General features: G+C 42.2%; 26 protein-coding genes. 5 read left to right on the top strand and 21 right to left on the bottom strand.

Annotated features, from left to right (window positions below):
* Positions 1–399: 399 nt before the first annotated feature.
* The 18 genes from rplQ to H5187_RS17185 all read right to left on the bottom strand — a co-directional run bounded on the left by rplQ (position 400) and on the right by H5187_RS17185 (position 11096).
* On the bottom strand, positions 400–801 hold the full coding sequence (gene rplQ / locus H5187_RS17100) for a 50S ribosomal protein L17 (protein ID WP_016710207.1): 402 nt from the start codon (positions 799–801) through the stop codon (positions 400–402).
* Positions 802–840: 39 nt separating this feature from the next.
* Complete coding sequence (locus H5187_RS17105; RefSeq protein WP_145241913.1) at positions 841–1827, bottom strand: DNA-directed RNA polymerase subunit alpha; 987 nt, start codon at positions 1825–1827, stop codon at positions 841–843.
* A 24-nt stretch (positions 1828–1851) separates the two neighbouring features.
* Entirely contained in the window at positions 1852–2472 is a 621-nt protein-coding gene (gene rpsD / locus H5187_RS17110; protein ID WP_016710205.1) for a 30S ribosomal protein S4, read from the bottom strand.
* Positions 2473–2493: 21 nt separating this feature from the next.
* Positions 2494–2880 carry a 30S ribosomal protein S11 gene (gene rpsK, locus H5187_RS17115; protein ID WP_002959471.1) on the bottom strand — a complete coding sequence of 129 codons (387 nt, stop codon included), beginning with the start codon at positions 2878–2880 and terminating at the stop codon, positions 2494–2496.
* A gap of 12 nt (positions 2881–2892) precedes the next feature.
* A complete protein-coding gene (gene rpsM, locus H5187_RS17120) occupies positions 2893–3249 on the bottom strand; it encodes a 30S ribosomal protein S13 (protein WP_145241916.1) in 357 nt (118 codons plus the stop codon).
* A 125-nt stretch (positions 3250–3374) separates the two neighbouring features.
* Positions 3375–3488, bottom strand: a complete 114-nt coding sequence (gene rpmJ, locus H5187_RS17125; RefSeq protein WP_002959476.1) for a 50S ribosomal protein L36 — start codon at positions 3486–3488, stop codon at positions 3375–3377.
* Positions 3489–3510: 22 nt separating this feature from the next.
* Positions 3511–4839 (bottom strand): preprotein translocase subunit SecY, encoded by a 1329-nt coding sequence (gene secY, locus H5187_RS17130; protein WP_145241918.1) that lies wholly within the window; start codon positions 4837–4839, stop codon positions 3511–3513.
* Positions 4840–4849: 10 nt separating this feature from the next.
* Complete coding sequence (gene rplO, locus H5187_RS17135) at positions 4850–5284, bottom strand: 50S ribosomal protein L15 (protein ID WP_064668467.1); 435 nt, start codon at positions 5282–5284, stop codon at positions 4850–4852.
* 5 nt (positions 5285–5289) lie between these two features.
* Positions 5290–5472: a 50S ribosomal protein L30 gene (gene rpmD, locus H5187_RS17140; RefSeq protein ID WP_016710201.1), complete on the bottom strand. Its 183-nt coding sequence runs from the start codon at positions 5470–5472 to the stop codon at positions 5290–5292.
* Positions 5473–5475: 3 nt separating this feature from the next.
* Positions 5476–5982: a 30S ribosomal protein S5 gene (gene rpsE, locus H5187_RS17145; RefSeq protein ID WP_002959485.1), complete on the bottom strand. Its 507-nt coding sequence runs from the start codon at positions 5980–5982 to the stop codon at positions 5476–5478.
* A gap of 9 nt (positions 5983–5991) precedes the next feature.
* Positions 5992–6342, bottom strand: coding sequence for a 50S ribosomal protein L18 (rplR, locus tag H5187_RS17150; RefSeq protein ID WP_008115388.1), 351 nt, complete (start codon positions 6340–6342; stop codon positions 5992–5994).
* Positions 6343–6351: 9 nt separating this feature from the next.
* Positions 6352–6885: a 50S ribosomal protein L6 gene (gene rplF, locus H5187_RS17155; protein WP_145241920.1), complete on the bottom strand. Its 534-nt coding sequence runs from the start codon at positions 6883–6885 to the stop codon at positions 6352–6354.
* A 13-nt stretch (positions 6886–6898) separates the two neighbouring features.
* Entirely contained in the window at positions 6899–7291 is a 393-nt protein-coding gene (gene rpsH, locus H5187_RS17160; RefSeq protein WP_145241923.1) for a 30S ribosomal protein S8, read from the bottom strand.
* Positions 7292–7312: 21 nt separating this feature from the next.
* Complete coding sequence (rpsN, locus tag H5187_RS17165) at positions 7313–7618, bottom strand: 30S ribosomal protein S14 (RefSeq protein ID WP_058562128.1); 306 nt, start codon at positions 7616–7618, stop codon at positions 7313–7315.
* Positions 7619–7628: 10 nt separating this feature from the next.
* The gene (gene rplE / locus H5187_RS17170) at positions 7629–8168 is read right to left on the bottom strand and encodes a 50S ribosomal protein L5 (RefSeq protein WP_016710195.1); all 540 of its coding nucleotides are present in this window, start codon (positions 8166–8168) and stop codon (positions 7629–7631) included.
* Positions 8169–8184: 16 nt separating this feature from the next.
* Positions 8185–8499 carry a 50S ribosomal protein L24 gene (rplX, locus tag H5187_RS17175; protein WP_016710194.1) on the bottom strand — a complete coding sequence of 105 codons (315 nt, stop codon included), beginning with the start codon at positions 8497–8499 and terminating at the stop codon, positions 8185–8187.
* A 10-nt stretch (positions 8500–8509) separates the two neighbouring features.
* Positions 8510–8878, bottom strand: coding sequence for a 50S ribosomal protein L14 (rplN, locus tag H5187_RS17180; RefSeq protein ID WP_011329449.1), 369 nt, complete (start codon positions 8876–8878; stop codon positions 8510–8512).
* A 277-nt stretch (positions 8879–9155) separates the two neighbouring features.
* Positions 9156–11096 (bottom strand): AsmA family protein, encoded by a 1941-nt coding sequence (locus tag H5187_RS17185; protein WP_182719226.1) that lies wholly within the window; start codon positions 11094–11096, stop codon positions 9156–9158.
* Positions 11097–11238: 142 nt separating this feature from the next.
* On the opposite strand from H5187_RS17185, the gene H5187_RS17190 reads away from it, so the two are divergent.
* The 3 genes from H5187_RS17190 (at position 11239) to H5187_RS17200 (ending at position 13718) form a co-directional block, all read left to right on the top strand.
* The gene (locus tag H5187_RS17190) at positions 11239–11430 is read left to right on the top strand and encodes a helix-turn-helix transcriptional regulator (protein WP_182719227.1); all 192 of its coding nucleotides are present in this window, start codon (positions 11239–11241) and stop codon (positions 11428–11430) included.
* A 157-nt stretch (positions 11431–11587) separates the two neighbouring features.
* Positions 11588–12751, top strand: coding sequence for a hypothetical protein (locus H5187_RS17195; RefSeq protein ID WP_182768034.1), 1164 nt, complete (start codon positions 11588–11590; stop codon positions 12749–12751).
* Between the two features lie 289 nt (positions 12752–13040).
* Entirely contained in the window at positions 13041–13718 is a 678-nt protein-coding gene (locus H5187_RS17200) for a TorF family putative porin (protein WP_145241933.1), read from the top strand.
* 132 nt (positions 13719–13850) lie between these two features.
* On the opposite strand, the gene H5187_RS17205 is transcribed toward H5187_RS17200, so the two are convergent.
* Complete coding sequence (locus H5187_RS17205) at positions 13851–14744, bottom strand: aldo/keto reductase family oxidoreductase (protein WP_182761996.1); 894 nt, start codon at positions 14742–14744, stop codon at positions 13851–13853.
* Positions 14745–15003: 259 nt separating this feature from the next.
* On the opposite strand from H5187_RS17205, the gene H5187_RS17210 reads away from it, so the two are divergent.
* Together H5187_RS17210 and H5187_RS17215 are read left to right on the top strand one after the other, a co-directional pair.
* On the top strand, positions 15004–15378 hold the full coding sequence (locus tag H5187_RS17210; RefSeq protein WP_182761998.1) for a DUF5329 domain-containing protein: 375 nt from the start codon (positions 15004–15006) through the stop codon (positions 15376–15378).
* 432 nt (positions 15379–15810) lie between these two features.
* Positions 15811–16488, top strand: coding sequence for a nitroreductase family protein (locus H5187_RS17215; RefSeq protein WP_182798087.1), 678 nt, complete (start codon positions 15811–15813; stop codon positions 16486–16488).
* Here H5187_RS17215 and H5187_RS17220 read toward each other — a convergent pair.
* Together H5187_RS17220 and H5187_RS17225 are read right to left on the bottom strand one after the other, a co-directional pair.
* The gene (locus tag H5187_RS17220; protein WP_182762001.1) at positions 16481–17542 is read right to left on the bottom strand and encodes an efflux RND transporter periplasmic adaptor subunit; all 1062 of its coding nucleotides are present in this window, start codon (positions 17540–17542) and stop codon (positions 16481–16483) included. The two genes, H5187_RS17215 and H5187_RS17220, sit on opposite strands and share 8 nt — an antisense overlap.
* Positions 17532–20819, bottom strand: coding sequence for an efflux RND transporter permease subunit (locus H5187_RS17225; RefSeq protein ID WP_182798088.1), 3288 nt, complete (start codon positions 20817–20819; stop codon positions 17532–17534). Before H5187_RS17225 ends, H5187_RS17220 begins: the two co-directional genes overlap by 11 nt.
* Between the last annotated feature and the right edge of the window lie 2 nt (positions 20820–20821).

Raw genomic sequence — 20821 nt, forward strand, 5'->3', positions numbered from 1 at the left:
TTCTCGCATTAGGCTCTTTACGTGATAAAGCTAAAAGTTGCTTGGATTTTTCTAAGTTCAATTTAGTAAAAGTAGATAAGTATCAGTGTGCTAATTAGATCACATAATTTGGCAGATTGGTATTATACAGCTACATATTCAGTAGCAAGATAACTTTCAAAGCTATAAATGTTATTACCGACCATGAAATTTAAATTAACAAGCTAGTTGAATAACAAATGGTTATTAAGGGAAGTAGATTCTAGTGACGCTTAGTGGGCTTACAAAGATGTTGGTTTGATAATGGTATAGTTGAAATGTTGCGCTATATACAGGGATACTGATAGCGATATTATTTTTTGCCAAATTTTAGATATTAAAAAGCCGAGCTTATGCTCGGCTTTTTGGTGTCTTTAAGACTTACTCAGCAGACTGCGCGTCTTCTTGAACTTCTTCGTTCGCAGATGTGCGACCTACTAGTTCAATATAAGCCATTGGTGCATTGTCACCAGCACGGAAGCCACACTTAATAATACGAGTGTAACCACCTGGACGGTCTGTATTGCGAGGACCGATTTCACTGAACAACTTACCAACTACTTCTTTATCACGCGTGCGAGCAAACGCTAAACGGCGATTTGCTACACTGTCAGTCTTAGCCAGTGTGATTAAAGGTTCAATTACACGACGTAACTCTTTCGCTTTTGGCAAAGTAGTTTTGATGATTTCATGTTTCACCAAAGAACCTGCCATATTGCTGAACATCGCTTTACGATGGCTGCTGTTACGGTTTAATTGACGACCACTCTTACGATGGCGCATGACCCTATCCTTCTAACTAAACTAATATAGTGATTTAGATTATTCAGCTAGGCTTGCAGGTGGCCAATTTTCTAGGCGCATACCTAGAGATAGACCACGTGAAGCTAGCACGTCTTTAATTTCAGTCAGAGACTTCTTGCCTAAGTTAGGCGTTTTAAGAAGCTCGACTTCTGTGCGCTGAACTAAATCACCGATATATTGAATTTGCTCGGCTTTCAAACAGTTTGCTGAACGCACTGTTAGTTCAAGATCATCAACTGGACGAAGTAGAATAGGATCGAATTCTGGCTTCTCTTCTTTCTCTTCTGGCTCAGTAACATCACGTAAGTCTACGAATGCTTCTAGCTGCTCAGCTAAGATAGTCGACGCACGGCGGATCGCTTCTTCTGGATCTATAGTGCCGTTTGTTTCCATATCAATGATTAACTTGTCTAAGTCTGTACGTTGTTCAACACGTGCTGATTCAACCGAGTACGCAATACGTTCAACTGGGCTAAATGATGCATCAAGCAACAATCTACCAATTGGACGCTCATCGTCATCAGAGGATAAACGGCTAGATGCCGGCACATACCCACGACCACGTTCAACACGAATTCGCATGCTGATCGCACTATTATCTGCCGTTAAATGACAAATAATATGATCTGGGTTGGCAATGGTTACATCGCCGTCGTGCTGAATATCAGCCGCAGTCACAGGGCCTACACCAGACTTAGTCAGGGTAAGAAAAACTTCATCTTTACCTTCCAAAGTAACTGCTAGACCTTTAAGATTTAACAGAATTTCAATGATGTCTTCTTGTACGCCTTCTTTCGCGCTGTATTCGTGCAACACACCGTCGATTTCAACTTCGGTTACTGCACATCCTGGCATTGACGAAAGAAGTATACGGCGTAAGGCATTCCCAAGAGTATGACCGAAGCCACGCTCTAATGGCTCTAAAACTACTTTAGAACGAGTTGGGTTAATAGCGTCGATATCGACTAACCTTGGTTTTAGAAATTCTGTAACAGAACCCTGCATTTTATCCTCTCTTAACTCTTAACTTTACTTAGAGTAAAGTTCGACGATTAGTTGTTCATTGATGTCCGCAGACAGGTCTGAACGCTCTGGTAGGCGTTTGAAATTACCTTCCATTTTCTTACCGTCAACTTCAACCCAAGTCGGTTTTTCACGTTGCTCGGCTAGTTCTAGAGCAGCGATGATACGAGCTTGTGTCTTAGACTTTTCACGGATAACTACTACATCTTCTGGAGTAATTACGAATGAAGGAATGTTCACTACACGACCATTAACTAAAACCGCTTTGTGGCTTACTAACTGACGTGCTTCAGCACGTGTGCTTGCAAAACCCATGCGGTATACAACATTGTCTAAACGTTGCTCTAAAAGCTGTAACAAGTTTTCACCTGTGTTGCCCTTAAGGCGAGCAGCTTCTTTGTAGTAGTTACGGAATTGCTTTTCTAATACACCGTAGATACGACGTACTTTTTGCTTTTCACGTAATTGTAAACCGTAATCAGATAAGCGACCTTTACGAGCGCCGTGCTGACCAGGTGCAGTCTCAAGTTTACACTTAGAGTCGATAGCTCTTACGCCGCTCTTAAGGAACAGGTCAGTACCTTCACGACGACTCAGCTTGAGCTTAGGGCCCAAATATCTTGCCATGTTATTTCTCCTAACCTATTGTTAAACGCGACGTTTCTTCGGTGGACGACAACCATTGTGTGGTATTGGCGTCACGTCAGTAATGTTGGTGATACGGTAACCAGCAGCATTCAAAGCACGTACAGCAGATTCACGACCTGGACCTGGACCTTTGATGAAAACTTCTAGATTTTTTAAACCGTATTCTTGAGCAGCAGTACCTGCACGCTCTGCAGCAACCTGAGCAGCGAATGGTGTAGATTTACGTGAACCACGGAAACCTGAACCACCGGCAGTAGCCCATGATAGTGCATTACCTTGACGGTCGGTAATTGTAACAATAGTGTTGTTGAAAGAAGCATGAACATGAGCCATACCATCAGCAACTTGCTTTTTAACCTTTTTACGACGAATTGGTGTCTTAGCCATAATACTATCCCCTTATCGCTTAATAGGCTTACGAGGACCCTTACGGGTACGCGCGTTAGTCTTTGTTCTTTGACCACGTAGTGGTAAAGAGCGACGGTGACGTAGGCCACGGTAACAACCAAGGTCCATAAGGCGCTTGATATTCAAAGTAACTTCACGACGAAGATCACCTTCTACAGTGTACTTGCCAACTGCTTCACGCAATACGTCAAGTGTTTCGTCTGAAAGTTCACCGATTTTTGTGGTTTCGGCGATACCAGTCGCTACTAAGATAGCCTTAGAGCGAGTCTTACCTATGCCATAAATAGCTGTTAAACCAATAACTGCATGTTTATGATCAGGGACGTTAATGCCAGCGATACGGGCCACTAACACATCTCCTATATTTGAATTCGGTTATCATCTGTTTGAAGAGCCCGTAAGGATACTCAAACGAAGACCAAATCACAACTGAAAACACAGGCCGAGAAACCTCAGCCTGCACGACTTATAAATTAACCTTGCCTTTGCTTATGCTTAGGCTCACTGCAAATTACACGTACAACACCGGCACGTTTAATAACTTTACAGTTACGGCATATTTTCTTAACGGAAGCACGTACTTTCATTGCTCAACTCCGTAAACTGACCTTATCGACCGTAGCCTTTAAGGTTCGCTTTTTTCAGCACAGAATCATATTGATGAGACATCATATGAGTCTGTACTTGTGCCATAAAGTCCATGATCACAACAACGATAATCAAAATTGATGTACCGCCGAAGTAGAATGGCGTTTGCCATGCCATGGTCATGAATTCGGGCACCAGACAGATAAAGGTTATATACAAAGCACCTGCCAATGTCAGGCGTGTCATCACTTTATCAATGTATTTCGATGTCTGCTCGCCTGGACGAATACCTGGGATAAATGCGCCAGATTTTTTCAGGTTATCTGCTGTTTCACGTGGGTTAAAAACCAACGCTGTGTAGAAAAAGCAGAAGAAGATAATAGCCGCAGCTAAAACTATTGCATACAAAGGCTGACCTGGAGTCAACGTTGTAGCAATCGCTTGTAGCACATCAGCGACAGGACCTTCACCCTGGCCGAACCAGCTGGCAATAGTACCAGGGAACAGAATTATACTGCTAGCAAAGATTGGTGGAATAACACCCGCCATGTTTACTTTTAGTGGTAAATGCGTGCTTTGGGCAGCAAATACTTGACGACCTTGTTGGCGCTTTGCGTAGTTAACGACGATACGACGTTGTCCACGTTCAAAGAACACTACAAGATAAGTAACAGCGAATACGATTACCGCAATCAATAACAGTGCTAAAACATGTAAATCACCTTGGCGCGCCATTTCGGCTGTCGAACCAATAGCAGACGGCAGGTTAGCTACAATACCAACAAATATTAGAACTGAGATACCGTTACCGATACCACGTTCAGTTATTTGCTCGCCCAACCACATCAGGAACATAGTACCAGTTACTAAACTCACCACTGCGGTGAAGTAGAAACCGAGACCTGGGTTAACAACTAACCCGTCCATCATACCCGGTAAGCTTGTGGCAATACCGATCGATTGGATAGTAGCAAGCAAGAGCGTGCCGTAGCGTGTGTACTGGCTAATTTTCTTACGACCTTGTTCACCTTCTTTCTTAAGCTCTATAAACGGAGGATACATATGCGTTAATAGTTGCGTAATAATTGAAGCTGTGATGTAAGGCATTATACCCAGTGCTAACACCGAAGCGCGCTCAAGCGCACCACCGCTGAACATGTTGAACATTTCAACAATGGTGCCCTTTTGTTGCTCGAAGAAATCGGCAAGTACAGCGGCGTCAATCCCAGGGATTGGCACAAATGAACCTAGACGGTAAATAATGATAGCGCCCAATACGAATAGTAATCGACGTTTCAATTCCGAAAGCCCACTTTGTGCACTTTGTGTATCTTGACCTGGTTTAGCCATTAGTACTTCCTTAGTCTTCTACCTTGCCTCCGGCGGCTTCGATAGCTTCGCGAGCACCTTTAGAGGCTTTAAGGCCTTTAACGGTAACAGCGCGTGAAACTTCGCCAGATTTAACAACTTTAACGAACAGAACGTTCTTTTTAACTAGACCAGCTGCCTGTAGCGTACCTAGGTCTACCACATCGCCTTCAACTTTAGCGATCTCGTATAGGTTTATTTCTGCAGATACTAAAGATTTGCGAGAAGTGAAACCAAACTTAGGTAGACGACGTTGCATAGGCATTTGACCGCCTTCAAAACCAACGCGTACTTTACCGCCAGAACGTGACTTTTGACCTTTGTGACCACGGCCACCAGTCTTACCTAGACCAGAACCGATACCACGACCAACACGTTTACCAGCAGATTTAGAACCTGCAGCAGGAGAAAGTGTATTCAAATGCATTCGAATTACCCCTCAACCTTAACCATGTATGAAACTTGGTTGATCATACCACGTACACATGCTGTGTCTTCTAACTCAACAGTGTGATTGATACGACGTAAACCAAGACCGCGTAATGTAGCTTTATGTTTCGGTAAACGACCGATAGAGCTCTTTACTTGTGTTACTTTTACAGTTTTATTAGCCATGGTTTACCCCAGAATCTCGTCTACTCGAAGACCACGTTTTGCAGCGATCGACTGAGGAGAATTCATATTCTCAAGAGCTGAGATCGTTGCACGTACAACGTTGATCGGGTTAGTAGAACCGTAACATTTAGAAAGTACGTTCTGCACACCAGTAACTTCTAGTACTGCACGCATAGCACCACCTGCGATGATACCAGTACCTTCAGATGCTGGTTTCATAAACACAAGAGAGCCAGCATGACGTCCTTTAACAGGATGCTGTAATGTGTTGCCATTTAGGTCTACGTTGATCATGTTACGACGTGCTTTTTCCATTGCTTTTTGAATAGCAGCTGGAACTTCACGTGCTTTACCATAACCGAAACCTACTTTACCTGCGCCGTCACCAACTACAGTTAGTGCAGTGAAGCTAAAGATACGACCACCTTTAACTACTTTAGACACACGGTTCACCGCGATTAGCTTTTCAGCTAGATCAGGCTGTTGTTGCTTTGCTTCTACGTTAGCCATTGTCTACTCCTAGAATTGCAAACCGGCTTCACGCGCAGCATCTGCTAGCGCCTTCACACGGCCGTGATATTTAAAGCCACTGCGATCAAAAGCAATCTTTTCGATGCCTTTGTCAGCCGCACGTTCAGCAACCGCTTTACCAACTGCTTGCGCAGCTGCAACGTTGCCTGTGCCTTTAACTGTTTCGCTAATAGCTTTCTCAACAGTAGAAGCAGCAGCCAGTACATTACCCTCAGCGTTTACAACTTGAGCGTAAATGTGACGTGGCGTGCGGTGGATAACAAGACGCGTTGTGCCTTGTTCAATATAATTTCTACGAGTGCGTTTAGCACGACGTAGACGAGCTGTTTTTTTATCCATCGTCTTACCTTACTTCTTCTTAGCCTCTTTACGGCGTACATTCTCATCTGAATAACGAACACCTTTACCTTTATAAGGCTCAGGTTTACGGTATGCACGAATGTTAGCAGCTGTTTGACCAACTAACTGCTTATCTACGCCCTTAACTAGAACTTCTGTTTGGCTTGGAGTTTCAATCGTAATTCCTTCAGGAACTGCGAAATTAACTGGGTGTGAGAAACCAAGAGTTAAATCTAATGTTTTACCCTTAGCTGCAGCACGGTAACCAACGCCTACTAACTGAAGTTTCTTCTCGTAACCTTCATGCGTACCAACAATCATATTGTTGATTAGAGCGCGAGCAGTACCTGCTTGTGCCCATGCATTGGCTACGCCTTCACGAGGTAAAGTTGTAATAACGTTGTCGTTAAGTTGTACTTCAACTGCAGAGTTGATAGTACGCGTTAATTCGCCGTTTTTGCCTTTAACTGTGATGTCCTGGCCTTTTAATGTAACTTCTACACCGGCAGGAACATTAATTGGTGCCTTTGCTATGCGAGACATAGTTCCCCTCCGATTAAGCTACAAAACCAATGATTTCACCACCAACACCAGCACTACGTGCGGCGCGGTCTGTCATTAGGCCTTTAGAAGTTGATACGATAGCGATACCTAGACCACCCATTACCTTTGGTAATTCGTCACGTCTCTTATAGATACGCAAACCAGGGCGGCTAACACGCTGGATATTTTCAATAACAGCTTTGCCTTCGAAGTATTTCAACTCGATAGAAAGCTCAGGTTTAACATCACCGCTGATTGTGAAATCAACGATATAACCTTCATCTTTTAATACTTTAGCTAATGCTACTTTCAGCTTTGAATTAGGCATCGTTACAGATACTTTTTTCGCTGACTGACCGTTACGAATTCGTGTAAACAAATCCGCGATAGGATCTTGCAAGCTCATAGTCTTACTCCCGTGATTCTATTACCAGCTAGCCTTTTTAAGGCCAGGAATTTCACCGCGCATAGCTGCTTCGCGAACTTTGATACGGCTCATGCCGAATTTGCGAAGGTAACCATGTGGGCGGCCCGTAATGTTACAACGATTACGTTGACGTGCAGGGCTAGAATCACGTGGTAAAGCTTGTAGCTTAAGTACCGCGTCCCAACGATCATCGTCAGATGTTTTCACATCACTGATGATAGCTTTTAGTGCTGCGCGCTTTTCAGCGAACTGAGCAACTAATTTCGTGCGCTTTGCTTCGCGCGCTTTCATAGAATTCTTTGCCATAACCCTACCCTTATTTCTTGAATGGGAAGTTAAACGCTTCTAACAACGCACGGCCTTCCTCATCTGTTTTCGCAGATGTAGTGATTGTGATATCCATACCGCGTACGCGGTCTACTTTATCATAATCAATTTCTGGGAAGATGATTTGTTCACGTACGCCCATGCTGTAGTTACCACGTCCATCAAAAGACTTAGCACTTACACCACGGAAGTCACGGATACGTGGGATAGCGATTGAAACCAAACGCTCAAAAAAGTCCCACATACGCTCGCCGCGTAGGGTTACTTTACAACCAATTGGGTAGCCTTCACGTACTTTAAAGCCAGCAACAGATTTGCGTGCTTTAGTAATGAGTGGCTTCTGACCAGCGATTGCTTCTAGATCCGCAACAGCGTTGTCTAGAATTTTCTTGTCAGCTAGGGCTTCGCCCACGCCCATATTCAATGTGATCTTTTCGATCTGAGGGACTTGCATGACAGAGCTGAAACCAAACTTCTCTTGAAGTTCAGCAACTACTTTGTCTTTATATACTTCATGCAGTTTCGCCATCATTCTACTCCAACTATTAGATAGTTTTACCAGTAGATTTAAAGATACGTAATTTCTTACCATCTTCAATCTTGAAACCTACACGATCTGCTTTACTCGTTTCCGAGTTGAAGATCGCAACGTTTGATACGTCAATAGACGCTTCTTTCTCAACAATACCACCTGGCTGGTTCAATTGTGGAACCGGCTTTTGGTGCTTCTTGATTAAGTTAATGCCTTCGACAAATACTCGACCAGACTCGGTAACAACTGAAAGCACTTTGCCGCGCTTACCTTTGTCTTTACCTGCTAGAACGATTACTTCGTCATCACGACGGATTTTTGCTGCCATGATTGACTCCTTACAGTACTTCTGGGGCTAGTGAAACGATTTTCATGAACTTATCATTACGAAGTTCGCGAGTCACAGGGCCGAAAATACGTGTACCAATTGGCTGCAAGTTATCATTTAAGATAACAGCCGCATTGCTGTCAAAACGGATCAAAGAACCATCTGGACGACGAACGCCTTTCTTAGTACGCACAACTACCGCGTTTTTAACATCACCTTTCTTCACTTTACCGCGAGGAATCGCTTCTTTAACAGAAACTTTAATGATGTCACCAATCGCTGCATAACGACGGTGCGAACCGCCTAAGACTTTAATACACTGCACTTTGCGAGCGCCGCTGTTATCAGCAACTTCCAGCTGAGTTTGCATTTGGATCATGTTAATGACCTCCGGTGTAGTTATTACAACTGTCTTAAATTTGTTTAAAATCAAGACATTTAGGTTAAAAACCACTCAAAAAACAATCTAGTTGTCTCCCAAGGGCGGGCAATTGTATCAGCATTGCGGGGGTAGTGGTAGGTTATTTTTTAATTAATTTAGAATAACGAGGATGGTTGTTTTGTCGATGAAACATATTTTGCTATTTTAGCATTGATTATAAAACAATCAGGGCAATTTTATGCCCTGATTGTTTTATCACCGAATAAAATCGGCATTATTTGCCAAACAAACCTTTTAACTTATCTTTAATTTTATCTTTCGCTTTTTCTTTTACTTCATCTTCTGCCGCTTTGCTTACATCTAAGCTGATGCCAACATCATGAAATGGTCCTTTGATTCGTACTGGAATTTTAAAGCCGGTACTATCATCTTTGGTCCCCTGCCCTTCGAGTGAATCGACTATGCCTGTCACTAAGCGGTAGTTAACTGTCGTTGCGGGTAGATTAACATCCCCTTCACCACTAATACGTACTAATGGACTTAACAAACTCAGATCTGTGTTTTTACCTACGCCATTGGTAAAGTTAAAGCTACCCGTTAGCGCAGAGAAGTCAGTTTGCTGGGAATTATCAAAGCCAGTATCTAGCCCTTCGGATATTGCACCAAAGTTACCCTTAATTAGCTCTTTGCCTTTGCGAACCATTTCAGCAATGTTGGCGCCTTTTACTGCACCATCGGCAAATTCAAATGCTAGTTTACCCTGTAGGGCACTCATAAAGTCTTTTTGGCTCTGACCTGATGTTGCTAAGTCCCAATTGAGTGAGCCTTTGCCCATTAGCTTATCGAAGCCAGCGGCATCTGTCAGCAATGGTTGTGCGTCTATTTTATCTAACGAGAAGTTGGTGCTGATTTTGTAAGGAGCTTGTTTCGCATTAACTGTTACAGTGCCTTTACCATTACCTTCGTAGGCGGCAAACTTATCTAGGCTAATTTTCGCTACGCCTTTGTTAAGGTTTACAGTGAATTGATTAGCGCCAAGTTTGATTTCATTTGCTTTTAAGCCACTTGAACGGATCACCACATTCGCATCTAAGGCATTTAAGCCACTTAAATCCATTTTTGTGTCATCCCATACAATTGGTTTGGCTGGCTCGTCACTTTTAGGTTCTGGTTTCTCTGCTGGCGCTACCACCTCAGGTAAGTAAGGATTTAAGTCCAGCATACCTAAATCGATGTCAGCATTAACGGCTAAACGCTTACCTAAATTAAGCTCGCTTTTTCCTTTGATCTCTAATGCATCAAGAGTGGCGACTAATTCAGCTAGGTTGAACTTATCACCTTGCATACGCATTTTGCCGCTAACACTAAATGCATTAAAGGCGCTTTCTTTAGCGTTCAGCTCGACTCCCTGCCATTTAGCAATGTCTTTTACTGAATCACCACTGAGCGCTAATTGACCTTGAATCTCTTTACCTTGACCGGCTATTAAGCCTTTAAACTCAACATCAACTAACTTTGAAGTGACATCAGTTGTCACATTAAATGTATCACCTGCTATTGCTTTAGCTGGGTTATCAACTGTTACATCAAGCTCAAAGCGCTCTTGCATATAAGTGATCCCACCTTTGACTTCGAGTGATTTATGCAGTGAAGGCAGTAAGATAGCCAATTCTAAATCGCTAATTTGCTGTTTAGCTCCCGTTTGACCATCTAAATAAGTAAACGACCCACCATATATAGCTACTTCACCTAATTGAATATCAAATTTTTCAGGTAGTTTGACTGCCTCACCTGCTTGAGTTTGCTGCTCAGATTTCGTAGCTACTGCATCAAATAACTGCCAGTTAGCTTTACCATTTTTATCTGTTTCAAGCAGAATGTTTGGTTCATTGATCACAAACTTTTCTAGTTTAAGTTCACCACCAAATAGCGAAAACCAAGGAATATGAACTGCAAGTTGCTGCATGCTTGCCATATCTGCACGTGAGCCAGTTTTCATATTGGCAAAATGCACATCTTCAAGCTCAAGCTTCAAAGAAGGAAAAACGGATAATGTTTTATCGCCTTTAATAGTTAAAGTACGCCCTGTGGTTTGCTCAACCTGCTCAGAGACTTTATTAAAAATGGCATCGGTTGGAATTAAAAACGGTGCAGCAATAATTAAAGCAACAAGCAATAATAATATGACACCAATAACTTTAAATAAGGTCTTCATGATGGTCCTTTCAAATGTGCAAATAATGTTCTTATCATAGCGGGAGTTAGCATTAAAATCATTGTGCAACGAAGAAAAATGCAATTTCCTGCATTCTACAGTGAATATATGAATTGTTACTGAAACATTTTGATACCTTTAGCTGCAAAACCATATAGCTGAATTTCGCAAAGCCGCGGGGCTTTCACAGCAAGAGCTAGCCGATGCTAGCGCCGTTTCACGCAAAACAATCAGCACGGTCGAAACATCACGCTTTACACCTTCAGTGATCATTGCATTGAAGATAGCTCGGCAGTTTGAAACTACTGTAGAGCAGTTATTTTCACTTGAATAAGCAGATTAAACCCTTTAAATGCAATCTTGTGCAGATTTAACTTATCAAGATTGCATCCCCTGTATTCTTCGGTATGATGCACAGCCCTGTTGTTTTAAGACGTTTTGCGCTAAAATTAAACAACTGAAAAATGTATTTAACCGGAGTACCATCAGGCATGAAAAAATTGCTCATTTCACCTTCACAAATGGCATTAGGCGAACAAGAAGGCCATATTTATCAAAATATTCTAAAGCAGGCTTCTGAAATCAGCTTAAACCTGATGGCGGTGAAAATAGAAAATCATCCTGAAGACTTCTTAGGTTGGTGCTATGAACTACTTAATGCTAGCCGTGACCGTATTAATCATGATTTACTCGAAACCAATCAATTACCAATTTTAAAAAAGCTTAATGACTTATTAGTTTCAGCAATTAGCTTCTTACAATTGAAAACATTACGCGTAGCACCTTGGCCTGTAGTTAGTGTATTTATAGAGCAACATAAAGATGTGTTAGCCCTTGATGAACAGTTACGCCTTGCCAACTATATAGCTGGTATTCGCGAGCAATCACTGAAAGAGATGATCCCTGAAGATTTATTAGCATTTAGTGGTAAACATACTTCTGCACTGGATCCAAGTAGTTATAATTTTGATGTCGAATGGTTTAGCTCTACTAAAAGCGCCAAAGCTTTTCATCAAATGCTTGCCGACCTGCCGGCATTATTTGATGAAGCATTAGCACATATACCTTTAGAAGGTGAAGTAACTGAAGCTGATTACCAAGAATTTGTGGTCAAATATTTAAAAGCCTTTACTGATAGCAATGAAAAGCCAACGCTTGCACCGGCAACTCGTCTATTAGCAATGCGCCGCCCAGATGTTTTTACACCAATTAATAACACCCGTTTAGATGCACTTTGTTCAGCATTGGCTATTACTAAATTAAATAATCGTGACTTTGCGCGTTATTGGCAGGATATTGTCCAAGCAGTTCATAGTATGTCTTGGTTTAAAATGGCAAGTGGTGACAGCGAGCTGGATCAACAACTTGTTGCAATCAAAGCGTTAATTCCGTGCTTTTTCTATCATGCAGACAAAAACACGCCTGAAAACTCTAACTACATCAAGTTATTGAGCAAGCCAAAGCGTACAACTACCACTGGCACTAGAAAAGTGCGTCGTGGTAAAGAGTCTGCTGAAATACTTGTTGATCGCGCACTTGCTGCTGACGATATGCCTGAGCATATTCGCGCAAAGCGTGATTCAATTATCAGCGAAGTACAAAAAGGCCGTGGCGTGAACGAAACAATCAGCCTAATGCGTACTATTTTTGGTTAAACCACAGTAAAAAATACAAAAACCCGCTGCAACTGAGTTGTGCATGCGGGTTTTTTTACGCACCAATAAAGTGCGCAAGCTTCGTAAAAAACAATCTCCTCCTTTCACTATAAATATTTATACCTTTGTTTATAAAGTAATTTAAATATAAATTATTGCTTTTCATTTAACTTGGCACAAGCAGTGCTATTACCCTAGTAGACAACTAAAAATAGGATCCGCAATTATAGACTGCAATCTAATTAATAATTGCGAGCCAAAAAATCAGCATAACAACAGGATACCAAACATGTTAAAACTAAAATCAGCAATTGCGATCAGCACACTTGTACTCATGGGTGCAACATCTACAGCAGCATATGCAGAAGTAACAGCCAATGCCGCAGCAACTTCAAACTACTTATGGCGTGGTCAAGAACAAACCGGTGGTGATGCTGCAATTTCAGGTGGTATTGATTATGCCAACGAATCAGGTTTTTATGCTGGTACTTGGGCTTCAAATGCAAGCTGGGCCGATGAAATGACCTACGAGCTTGATCTCTATGCTGGTTTTGGTGGCGATATTAATGAAAATATGAGCTATGACGTTGGCTACATCTATTACGCTTACCCTGATGCAGCTTCTGGCGCAGACGCTGATTTTTCTGAAATTTACGGTAGCATCAGTATGGGTGGCTTTAGCTTTGGCGCATCAGTTCTTGCAACTTCAGCCGCAAGCGGTGATGGCACAGACTTTGGTGATTCGTTATACCTGACTGCAGATTACGGTTTCGCAGTTGGTACTAATGGCACTGAAATGGCCTTACACTTAGGCCACTACTCTGGTGATTTTATTGGTGATGACGATATCATCGATTACGGTGTATCTATCTCTAAAGATGGCTTCACTTTTGGTCTATCTGATACCGATATGGATGACAGTGATATTAAGGCTTACGTTGCTTTTTCAATGGACTTTAGCCTATAAAAAGAATGTGTTACTTGCTGCAACACTAAGGGCCGTAAGGCCCTTTCTCGATCTTGGTAAGCGGCTAAGTTCATATTTTATATCAAGACTTACCCTCAACTCAGACTGCTTATAGCTTAAAACTTACAACTCCTATGGCACACTGTGCCCTGTTGAACCTTGCCAAATACGATACCATTGTTCACGACTGAGTTTTAACTGCTTAGCGGCAACAGCCGATTTAACACGCTCAATGTTGCCAGTACCCAGTACCACTGATGGGGAACTTGGGTGCATTAATAACCACGCGTAAACCACTTGATCAATAGAACTTGCACCAATTTCGCTGCCGACTTGCTCAAGTACTTGACGCAGGCGAATCGCTTTTTCATCATTTTCTGCAAAAATGCGACCGCCAGCCAAAGGTGACCAACACATAGGTTTAATATCAAGTAACTGACATTGGTCTAAACTACCATCATCAAGTGCTTGCATTTCATACGGTGAAAATTCAATTTGATTGGTCACCAATTCAAAATCAAGACGCGACTGCAATAAACTTAGTTGTGATGGCGTAAAGTTTGATACACCAAAATCGAGTACATCACCATTTTGCTTAAGAGTAGTGAATGCCTCAGCTACTTCGTCTGCATTCATCAAATAATCAGGGCGATGAATAAGTAATGCATCTAATCTATCGGTATTAAAATGCTTTAACGATTGCTGTGCTGAGCTAATAATATGTGCGGCACTCGAATCGTAATGATTAGCTTGGCCTGCTAACCCTAAGCTTGCAAAAGCAGGTTTGATACCACACTTAGTAATAATTTTGATCTCATCACGAATACTTGGCTTTAAAGCTAAAGCTTTACCAAACTCTGCCTCACAACCATATCCACCGTAAATGTCAGCGTGATCGGTGTGCCTTACACCGGCTTCAATTGCTTGCTCAAGAAAAGTTAAACACTGTTGTGGAGTAATTTGCCAATCTAATAATCGCCAAAACCCAAGTACTAGTTCGTCAATAGCGCGATCTGAGCTGTTCATAATTCCACCTTTATTTTTGTAAAAAATATTGTCCCGGCAAGTTCAATGCAAGTACCAAAACAGTATCCCTATCAGATAATTAATAAGCCATGATAATTTAATTGACCTTATTGATGTATTATTCTACATAATAAATAAGGTATTAATAGCTGAAAGTTATACCAGCACATGCATTAGCACATCAGTTTTATTCAGAGCTTTACCTTTTTTTGATGGCACAGGTAACGTAATAAACTTTTTGGATTAAATGAGGCTACAGATGAAAGACTTAACCCACACTATATACAGGCTGATGGCTTGCCTTTTACTCACGGTTAGTCAGTTGAGCTTTGCGGCAACCGCTGAACAAGAAGTCACTCATTTGCTCAGCTTTATCGCGCAAAGCAACGCGACTTTCATTCGTAACGGTGATCAACACACCAGCACCGAAGCCGCTGATCATCTTGCTATGAAATACCGCAAAGGCAAACGCTACGCTAAAACCGCTGATGAGTTTATTGAGAATCTTGCCAGTAAAAGCTCATGGAGTGGCAAACCTTATGCTGTTATTCTTGAAGATGATACACAAATCACCAGTAAGAAATGGCTTACAAACGAGTTAACTCATTTTAGAGCCACAGAAAAGCCGCAATAAGTGCGGCTTGGTTTCACTCTTAGGAGAGGTGAACTTAAATTCTGAAGTAACACTAACTCAAAGCTGTATTTAATACTGCGGTAGTTATTTTCATCATCAGCTTGCACTAGCGATAACTTTATATAACTAAGTTATCGACAAAATCTGCCTGCACTAATGATTTTTGAATGTCTAAATAATGACTGCCGGTATGCTCGGCTGAGTATTCAAAGCATGTGCTTGTAATAATGTTGCTTTGTTTTTAGCTACCCATGCATTCTTAATTTCGAACTATACTGTATGCAAATATAGCTGAACAATCTGTGAATACAACGTGCAATTAATAATCATTATTTTAGGAAATAACATGACTGTAAAGTAGATATTACTTGCACCCAATCTCGCTACTGGGTATAAAAATAGTTATCAACATTTAATAAGAAGCGAAAAGCCATGCAGCAACATGACCACCAACCACTTACAGACTTTATTGAATATCCACATGAACAGATGCTAGAACGCGCTAATGAGTTTTTAACGACCAGCCAGCGTCGTCATACAATTCGTAGTTTTAGCGACCGCCCAGTGCCAAAAGATATTATTCAAACCTGCATTAAAGCGGCAGCTACAGCACCAAGTGGTGCAAACCACCAACCGTGGCATTTTGTAGCAATTAATAGTAGTGATGTGAAAAAGCAAATTCGTGAAGCAGCCGAGAAATTAGAACGCTCATTTTATGAAGGCCGCGCTGGTGAAGAGTGGTTAGATGCTCTAAAGCCATTAGGCACTGATGCCAGCAAACCTTATTTAGAGCATGCACCTTGGCTAATTGCCGTATTCAGCCAAAAGAAAGGCGGCTTAAATACTGATGATAAAAACACCAACTACTATGTGCATGAGTCAGTCGGTATTGCCACCGGCTTTTTAATTCAAGCATTACATCGCGCAGGGCTTGCAACACTAACTCACACACCTAAACCAATGAGCTTTTTAACCGACATTTGTGGCCGCGACAAAGACAACGAACGCCCCTATATGCTGCTCATTGTCGGTTACCCAAGTGATGATGCTACTGTGCCTAATCATGCCTTGGTGAAAAAATCACTCGATGAAGTTGCGACCTTCATTTAGGTTTAAAATCCACCGCTAATGTGTCGCCGGCGTTAAGCCCGGCGATAATATGCTGTTTAGCATTAATCACCTCCCCTAAACGAACAAAGCGGCGCTCAATCTTTTGCTCGTTAATAACATATACCATGGCTAATTGACCGTACTCATGCACCCAACTTGGCTCAATTAAAATTCCTTGCTCGGTATCCAGTGGCAAGTGAAGCTGTGCATATAAACCAGGCATCAAGTTTGATTGTGTTGGCAACTCTAAACGAATTAACATACTACGTGCAGCACTATCGGCAATCGGAACAATTTCACTCACCACCGCAACAGCGGTTATATTAAGTGAAGGCAAACTGACCGTTAAGCTTTGACCCAGTGTGAGGCTAATTGCCTGACGTTCTCGTACATTAAATTCAAGCTGTAATTGTTGTGGATTATAAAGTGCCAATAAAGGTGAACCAGGCACTGCGGTATCACCTGGTTCAACTAACCGCTCTACAACAACTCCAGAAATGGGCGCTTTTATACGGGTAAATTCAAGTGCGACTTGTGCTTGGGTTTGCTGTTGCTTGGCAACAGCTAAGCTTGCGGTTAAGTTATCAAATTTCGCTTTTGCCTCATCATTATCACTAACCGATACCAACCCTTGTGAATATAAGTCAGTTACGCGCTTAAGCTGTTTATCAGCTTGTGTAAGTGACGCTTGAATGGCTTTTATTTGCGCATCACTTTGTGCCAATTGCGCTTTAAAATCGTCTTGCTGCAAAGTAATGAGAACATCGCCTTGCACAACACTATCACCAGCACGTACATTTAAACGTTCCACTTGTGCCATCACTCGTGACGAAATTTGCGTGTTTTGTTTTGCAATCACAGTACCGGGAACATCTTCACTGCGCTTGATCGCCGTCCGCTCAACGGTAGCGACTTTTCCCTCATATGTCGTTGCTAATACGGGTTTATTTCCTGCGGCTTGTTTATTTGAAAAGCTGCCTGCCATATAAAGCACAGCAACAATAATCACTAGCAACGCAATGATTGAGCCGAACAGTTTTGATTTACCTTGCATGAGCTTCATCCTCGGTTGTTTGTGTGTTCGCAAACACTAAATAATAAACTAGCGGCACCACAAACAACGAAAACAATGTTGATGCCACAATGCCAAAAATAATAGCGATAGCAAGACCACTAAATACGGGGTCTAACGTAATCACTAAGTTGCCTAATAAAGTTGTGCCAGCAGTCAGTAATACTGGCCGCATCCGCGTTGTGCCTGCGGCAATCAATGCCGCTTTTATTGCCATCCCTTGCCCGCGAGCTTGATTAATAAACTCAACTAAAATAAGCGAGTTACGCACCACAATACCAGCAAGTGCTATCATGCCGATCATCGCTGTTGCGGTGAATAGCACAGGCTCTGGAGCACCGGCTATGGAGCGCTCACCAAACTGATTTAATAACCAAAAACCCGGCATAATACCAATCACAGTAAGTGGAATAGCCGACATAATAATCAGCGATAAACTGGCAGATTGCGTTTGTATTCGTAAAATAATAAAAATGGCGGTTAACGCAAAAGCAAACGCAATTCCCATATCTCTAAACACATCAATTGTGATCCGCCATTCACCTTCACCACTAAACGTTACATGCGTGCCTTGTGGTAATTGCCAAGCCTGAGTTCCACCGTTATTAAAAAAGCTGCGGGCTAACCAATTTGTTTGCTCAAAATCATCGCTACTTACATTTAAATCAGCGTTTACGTCCGCAATGATTTCTGCAGGAGTACGGCCATTAAGCTCTGCCATCACGTATACAACCTCGCGTTGGTCTTTACGCATAATCGGTTTTGCGACATTTAGGTTATGAAATTCACCCAGCTCAGATAAAGCCACCAACGGTCGTGGCGCACTAGTTAAACCAAACTCATTAGTTGATTTTGCCAGCTCTCTATCACCTCTGATTTGTATAGCAAGCAGTTGCGCTAATTGGTTTCGCTGCTGATATGGTAATTGCATTTTGATATCAACGGGCTGCGTTTCACCACTGACATACATTACGCCCACATTTTTACCCGCAGATGCAATCGCTAATGTATTGGCAATATCTTGTGTTGATACCGCCGACAAAGCCGCCTTGGCTTTATCGGTAATAAAGCGCTGCATCGGAGCCGTGGCTGCAATACTTGTATCAACTTCAACTACATGGGGCTCTTGCTTCAGTCGTTGTGCAACTTGTTGAGCCGCTTGATGGTGGGTTTGCGTATCAACAAACGGATCACGATACACTTCAGCCACTAAGGTGCTAAATACTGGCGGCCCGGGTGGAACTTCAACCACTTTTATCACAATGCCATTAACGCCCAATGGCTCAAGCTGTTTACGTAAACGCATCACGACACCATGAGACTGTTGCTCGCGCTGCGCTTTGTCTAATAGTAATACTCTAAGCTCAGCTAAATTAGCGGCCTCACGGCGATAATAACCGCGCACCATACCATTAAAATCCATGCTTGATGGTTGCCCTACATACGCAGCTATTTCACTTACTTCACTAAGCTGCCATGTTATTGCTTGTACTTTACGAGCGGTCAGTGTTGTTTGCTCCAGATTCGTCCCCTCGGGCATATCTATCAGTACTTGTAGTTCATTTTTATTATCAAACGGCAATAACTTCAGCGGCACAATTCGCATCACGGGCAGCAATGCACTGATAATAAATAATCCTAAGGTTGCCCATAAAATCAGTTTTGCGCGCCCTTTACTGGCCAGTAAAGGCGTTAATAAGCGTTCATAAATAGCTACTTTAGGGGAAGTTAAATCATTGTGCTCAACAACCGGTTCTTTTAATAACTTCATGGCAAGCCAAGGAGTTACAAAGAATGCCACAATGGTTGAGACCATCACGCTTACAGGCACATTAAATGCCATTGGTGCCATATATGGGCCCATCATGCCAGTGATATAAGCCAAAGGAATAAAAGCCACCATGATGGTCAGTGTCGACATTAATAATGCACCACGTATTTCGCTCATTGCAGCGACAATCTGTTGTTTTTTATTGCCTTTGTTTTGTAAAAAACGGCTAATATTATCAATGCCCGTTATCGGATCATCCACCAGCAAGCCCAGTGATAATATCAATGCAAATAACGTTACTCGGTTGATGGTGTAACCAAACGCAAAATCGAGGCTTAAGGTTATGCCATAACAAATTGGCACAGCTAAACCAACAACGATAGCGGGTCGCCAGCCTAAGAACACGCCAACAAAAATCACTACGGTAAATACCGCAAACACTAAGCTTGAGGTTAAGTTATTCACTTTTTCGTTAGCGGTTTGCCCGTAATCTCTAAGTATTGTGTAATCTATTTGCGAAGGTAAAAAATTAGTTTTTAAATCAGCCATCATCGCGTGTACATCATTTGCGACTGCGACTGCATTTGTGCCCGCTTTTTTAGCAACACTTAAGGTGACTAAAGGATGCTCTTGTGTGGTATCAGATTGCGCTAGCCACTGATAATTTTCAGGCTCACTTGGTCCATCGAGTACTTTTGCAATATCTTTTAAATAAACACTTTTGCCGTTAATAACATTTACAACAAGCTGCTCAATCGCGGCTTTTGTTCGTAACACATCACCAGCTTGTAGCATGATTTGTTGCTCTGCATTAACAACACTGCCAACCTGAGATAATTGATTAGATACACTCAGTGCATAATAAACATCGCTGAGCGTAGTTTGATGAGCTGCTAGGGCCGTCGCATCTAAATTGACCGTTAAAGTGCGTTTGCGCCCAGCAATCACTTTAACTTCACTGGTGTTTTCTATGCGCTGTAAACTATTCGCAATTTCGTTAGCAAAACGGGTTAACTCATAGTCGTTATATAATTTAGGATCTTTACTAAATAAGCCTAGCATCACAATCGGCACGTCATTTACTTCGACCGGGCGCACCTGCCATGAGCTAATAACTGACGCCATGGTATGTTGATAACTATATAGTTTGGCGTAAGTATCGAGGATTGCTTGTTCACGATCATGACCCACAGTAAAGCGCAATGTCACCACTGTGCCATTACTTTGTGTGGTTGAATAAATATGCTCAACACCGCGTAATTGCGCCAATAACTTCTCGAGTGGTTGCGTGACCAGCCTTGCCACTTCGGGAGCTTCAATGTTAGGAGCTGAGACATAAATATCCAGCATCGGCACCACTATTTGCGGTTCTTCTTCACGGGGAGTTTGCTGCAGCGCCATAATGCCAAGCAACACAGCCATTACAAAAATAATGATAGGAATACGCCCGTTAAGACTATTTTTTACTGCACTGTCGAGCTTATCCATTT

This window comes from Pseudoalteromonas sp. SG44-1 (assembly GCF_014164315.1).
In the GTDB taxonomy this organism is placed as follows: domain Bacteria; phylum Pseudomonadota; class Gammaproteobacteria; order Enterobacterales; family Alteromonadaceae; genus Pseudoalteromonas; species Pseudoalteromonas rhizosphaerae.

Excerpts from the sequence above, each read along its gene's own strand:
- rplQ (WP_016710207.1), bottom strand. The coding sequence starts at position 801 with ATGCGCCATCGTAAGAGTGGTCGTCAATTAAACCGTAACAGCAGCCAT.
- H5187_RS17105 (WP_145241913.1), bottom strand. The coding sequence starts at position 1,827 with ATGCAGGGTTCTGTTACAGAATTTCTAAAACCAAGGTTAGTCGATATC.
- rpsD (WP_016710205.1), bottom strand. The coding sequence starts at position 2,472 with ATGGCAAGATATTTGGGCCCTAAGCTCAAGCTGAGTCGTCGTGAAGGT.
- rpsK (WP_002959471.1), bottom strand. The coding sequence starts at position 2,880 with ATGGCTAAGACACCAATTCGTCGTAAAAAGGTTAAAAAGCAAGTTGCT.
- rpmJ (WP_002959476.1), bottom strand. The coding sequence starts at position 3,488 with ATGAAAGTACGTGCTTCCGTTAAGAAAATATGCCGTAACTGTAAAGTT.
- secY (WP_145241918.1), bottom strand. The coding sequence starts at position 4,839 with ATGGCTAAACCAGGTCAAGATACACAAAGTGCACAAAGTGGGCTTTCG.
- rplO (WP_064668467.1), bottom strand. The coding sequence starts at position 5,284 with ATGCATTTGAATACACTTTCTCCTGCTGCAGGTTCTAAATCTGCTGGT.
- rpmD (WP_016710201.1), bottom strand. The coding sequence starts at position 5,472 with ATGGCTAATAAAACTGTAAAAGTAACACAAGTAAAGAGCTCTATCGGT.
- rpsE (WP_002959485.1), bottom strand. The coding sequence starts at position 5,982 with ATGGCTAACGTAGAAGCAAAGCAACAACAGCCTGATCTAGCTGAAAAG.
- rplR (WP_008115388.1), bottom strand. The coding sequence starts at position 6,342 with ATGGATAAAAAAACAGCTCGTCTACGTCGTGCTAAACGCACTCGTAGA.
- rplF (WP_145241920.1), bottom strand. The coding sequence starts at position 6,885 with ATGTCTCGCATAGCAAAGGCACCAATTAATGTTCCTGCCGGTGTAGAA.
- rpsH (WP_145241923.1), bottom strand. The coding sequence starts at position 7,291 with ATGAGCTTGCAAGATCCTATCGCGGATTTGTTTACACGAATTCGTAAC.
- rpsN (WP_058562128.1), bottom strand. The coding sequence starts at position 7,618 with ATGGCAAAGAATTCTATGAAAGCGCGCGAAGCAAAGCGCACGAAATTA.
- rplE (WP_016710195.1), bottom strand. The coding sequence starts at position 8,168 with ATGGCGAAACTGCATGAAGTATATAAAGACAAAGTAGTTGCTGAACTT.
- rplX (WP_016710194.1), bottom strand. The coding sequence starts at position 8,499 with ATGGCAGCAAAAATCCGTCGTGATGACGAAGTAATCGTTCTAGCAGGT.
- rplN (WP_011329449.1), bottom strand. The coding sequence starts at position 8,878 with ATGATCCAAATGCAAACTCAGCTGGAAGTTGCTGATAACAGCGGCGCT.
- H5187_RS17185 (WP_182719226.1), bottom strand. The coding sequence starts at position 11,096 with ATGAAGACCTTATTTAAAGTTATTGGTGTCATATTATTATTGCTTGTT.
- H5187_RS17195 (WP_182768034.1), top strand. The coding sequence starts at position 11,588 with ATGAAAAAATTGCTCATTTCACCTTCACAAATGGCATTAGGCGAACAA.
- H5187_RS17200 (WP_145241933.1), top strand. The coding sequence starts at position 13,041 with ATGTTAAAACTAAAATCAGCAATTGCGATCAGCACACTTGTACTCATG.
- H5187_RS17205 (WP_182761996.1), bottom strand. The coding sequence starts at position 14,744 with ATGAACAGCTCAGATCGCGCTATTGACGAACTAGTACTTGGGTTTTGG.
- H5187_RS17210 (WP_182761998.1), top strand. The coding sequence starts at position 15,004 with ATGAAAGACTTAACCCACACTATATACAGGCTGATGGCTTGCCTTTTA.
- H5187_RS17215 (WP_182798087.1), top strand. The coding sequence starts at position 15,811 with ATGCAGCAACATGACCACCAACCACTTACAGACTTTATTGAATATCCA.
- H5187_RS17220 (WP_182762001.1), bottom strand. The coding sequence starts at position 17,542 with ATGCAAGGTAAATCAAAACTGTTCGGCTCAATCATTGCGTTGCTAGTG.
- H5187_RS17225 (WP_182798088.1), bottom strand. The coding sequence starts at position 20,819 with ATGGATAAGCTCGACAGTGCAGTAAAAAATAGTCTTAACGGGCGTATT.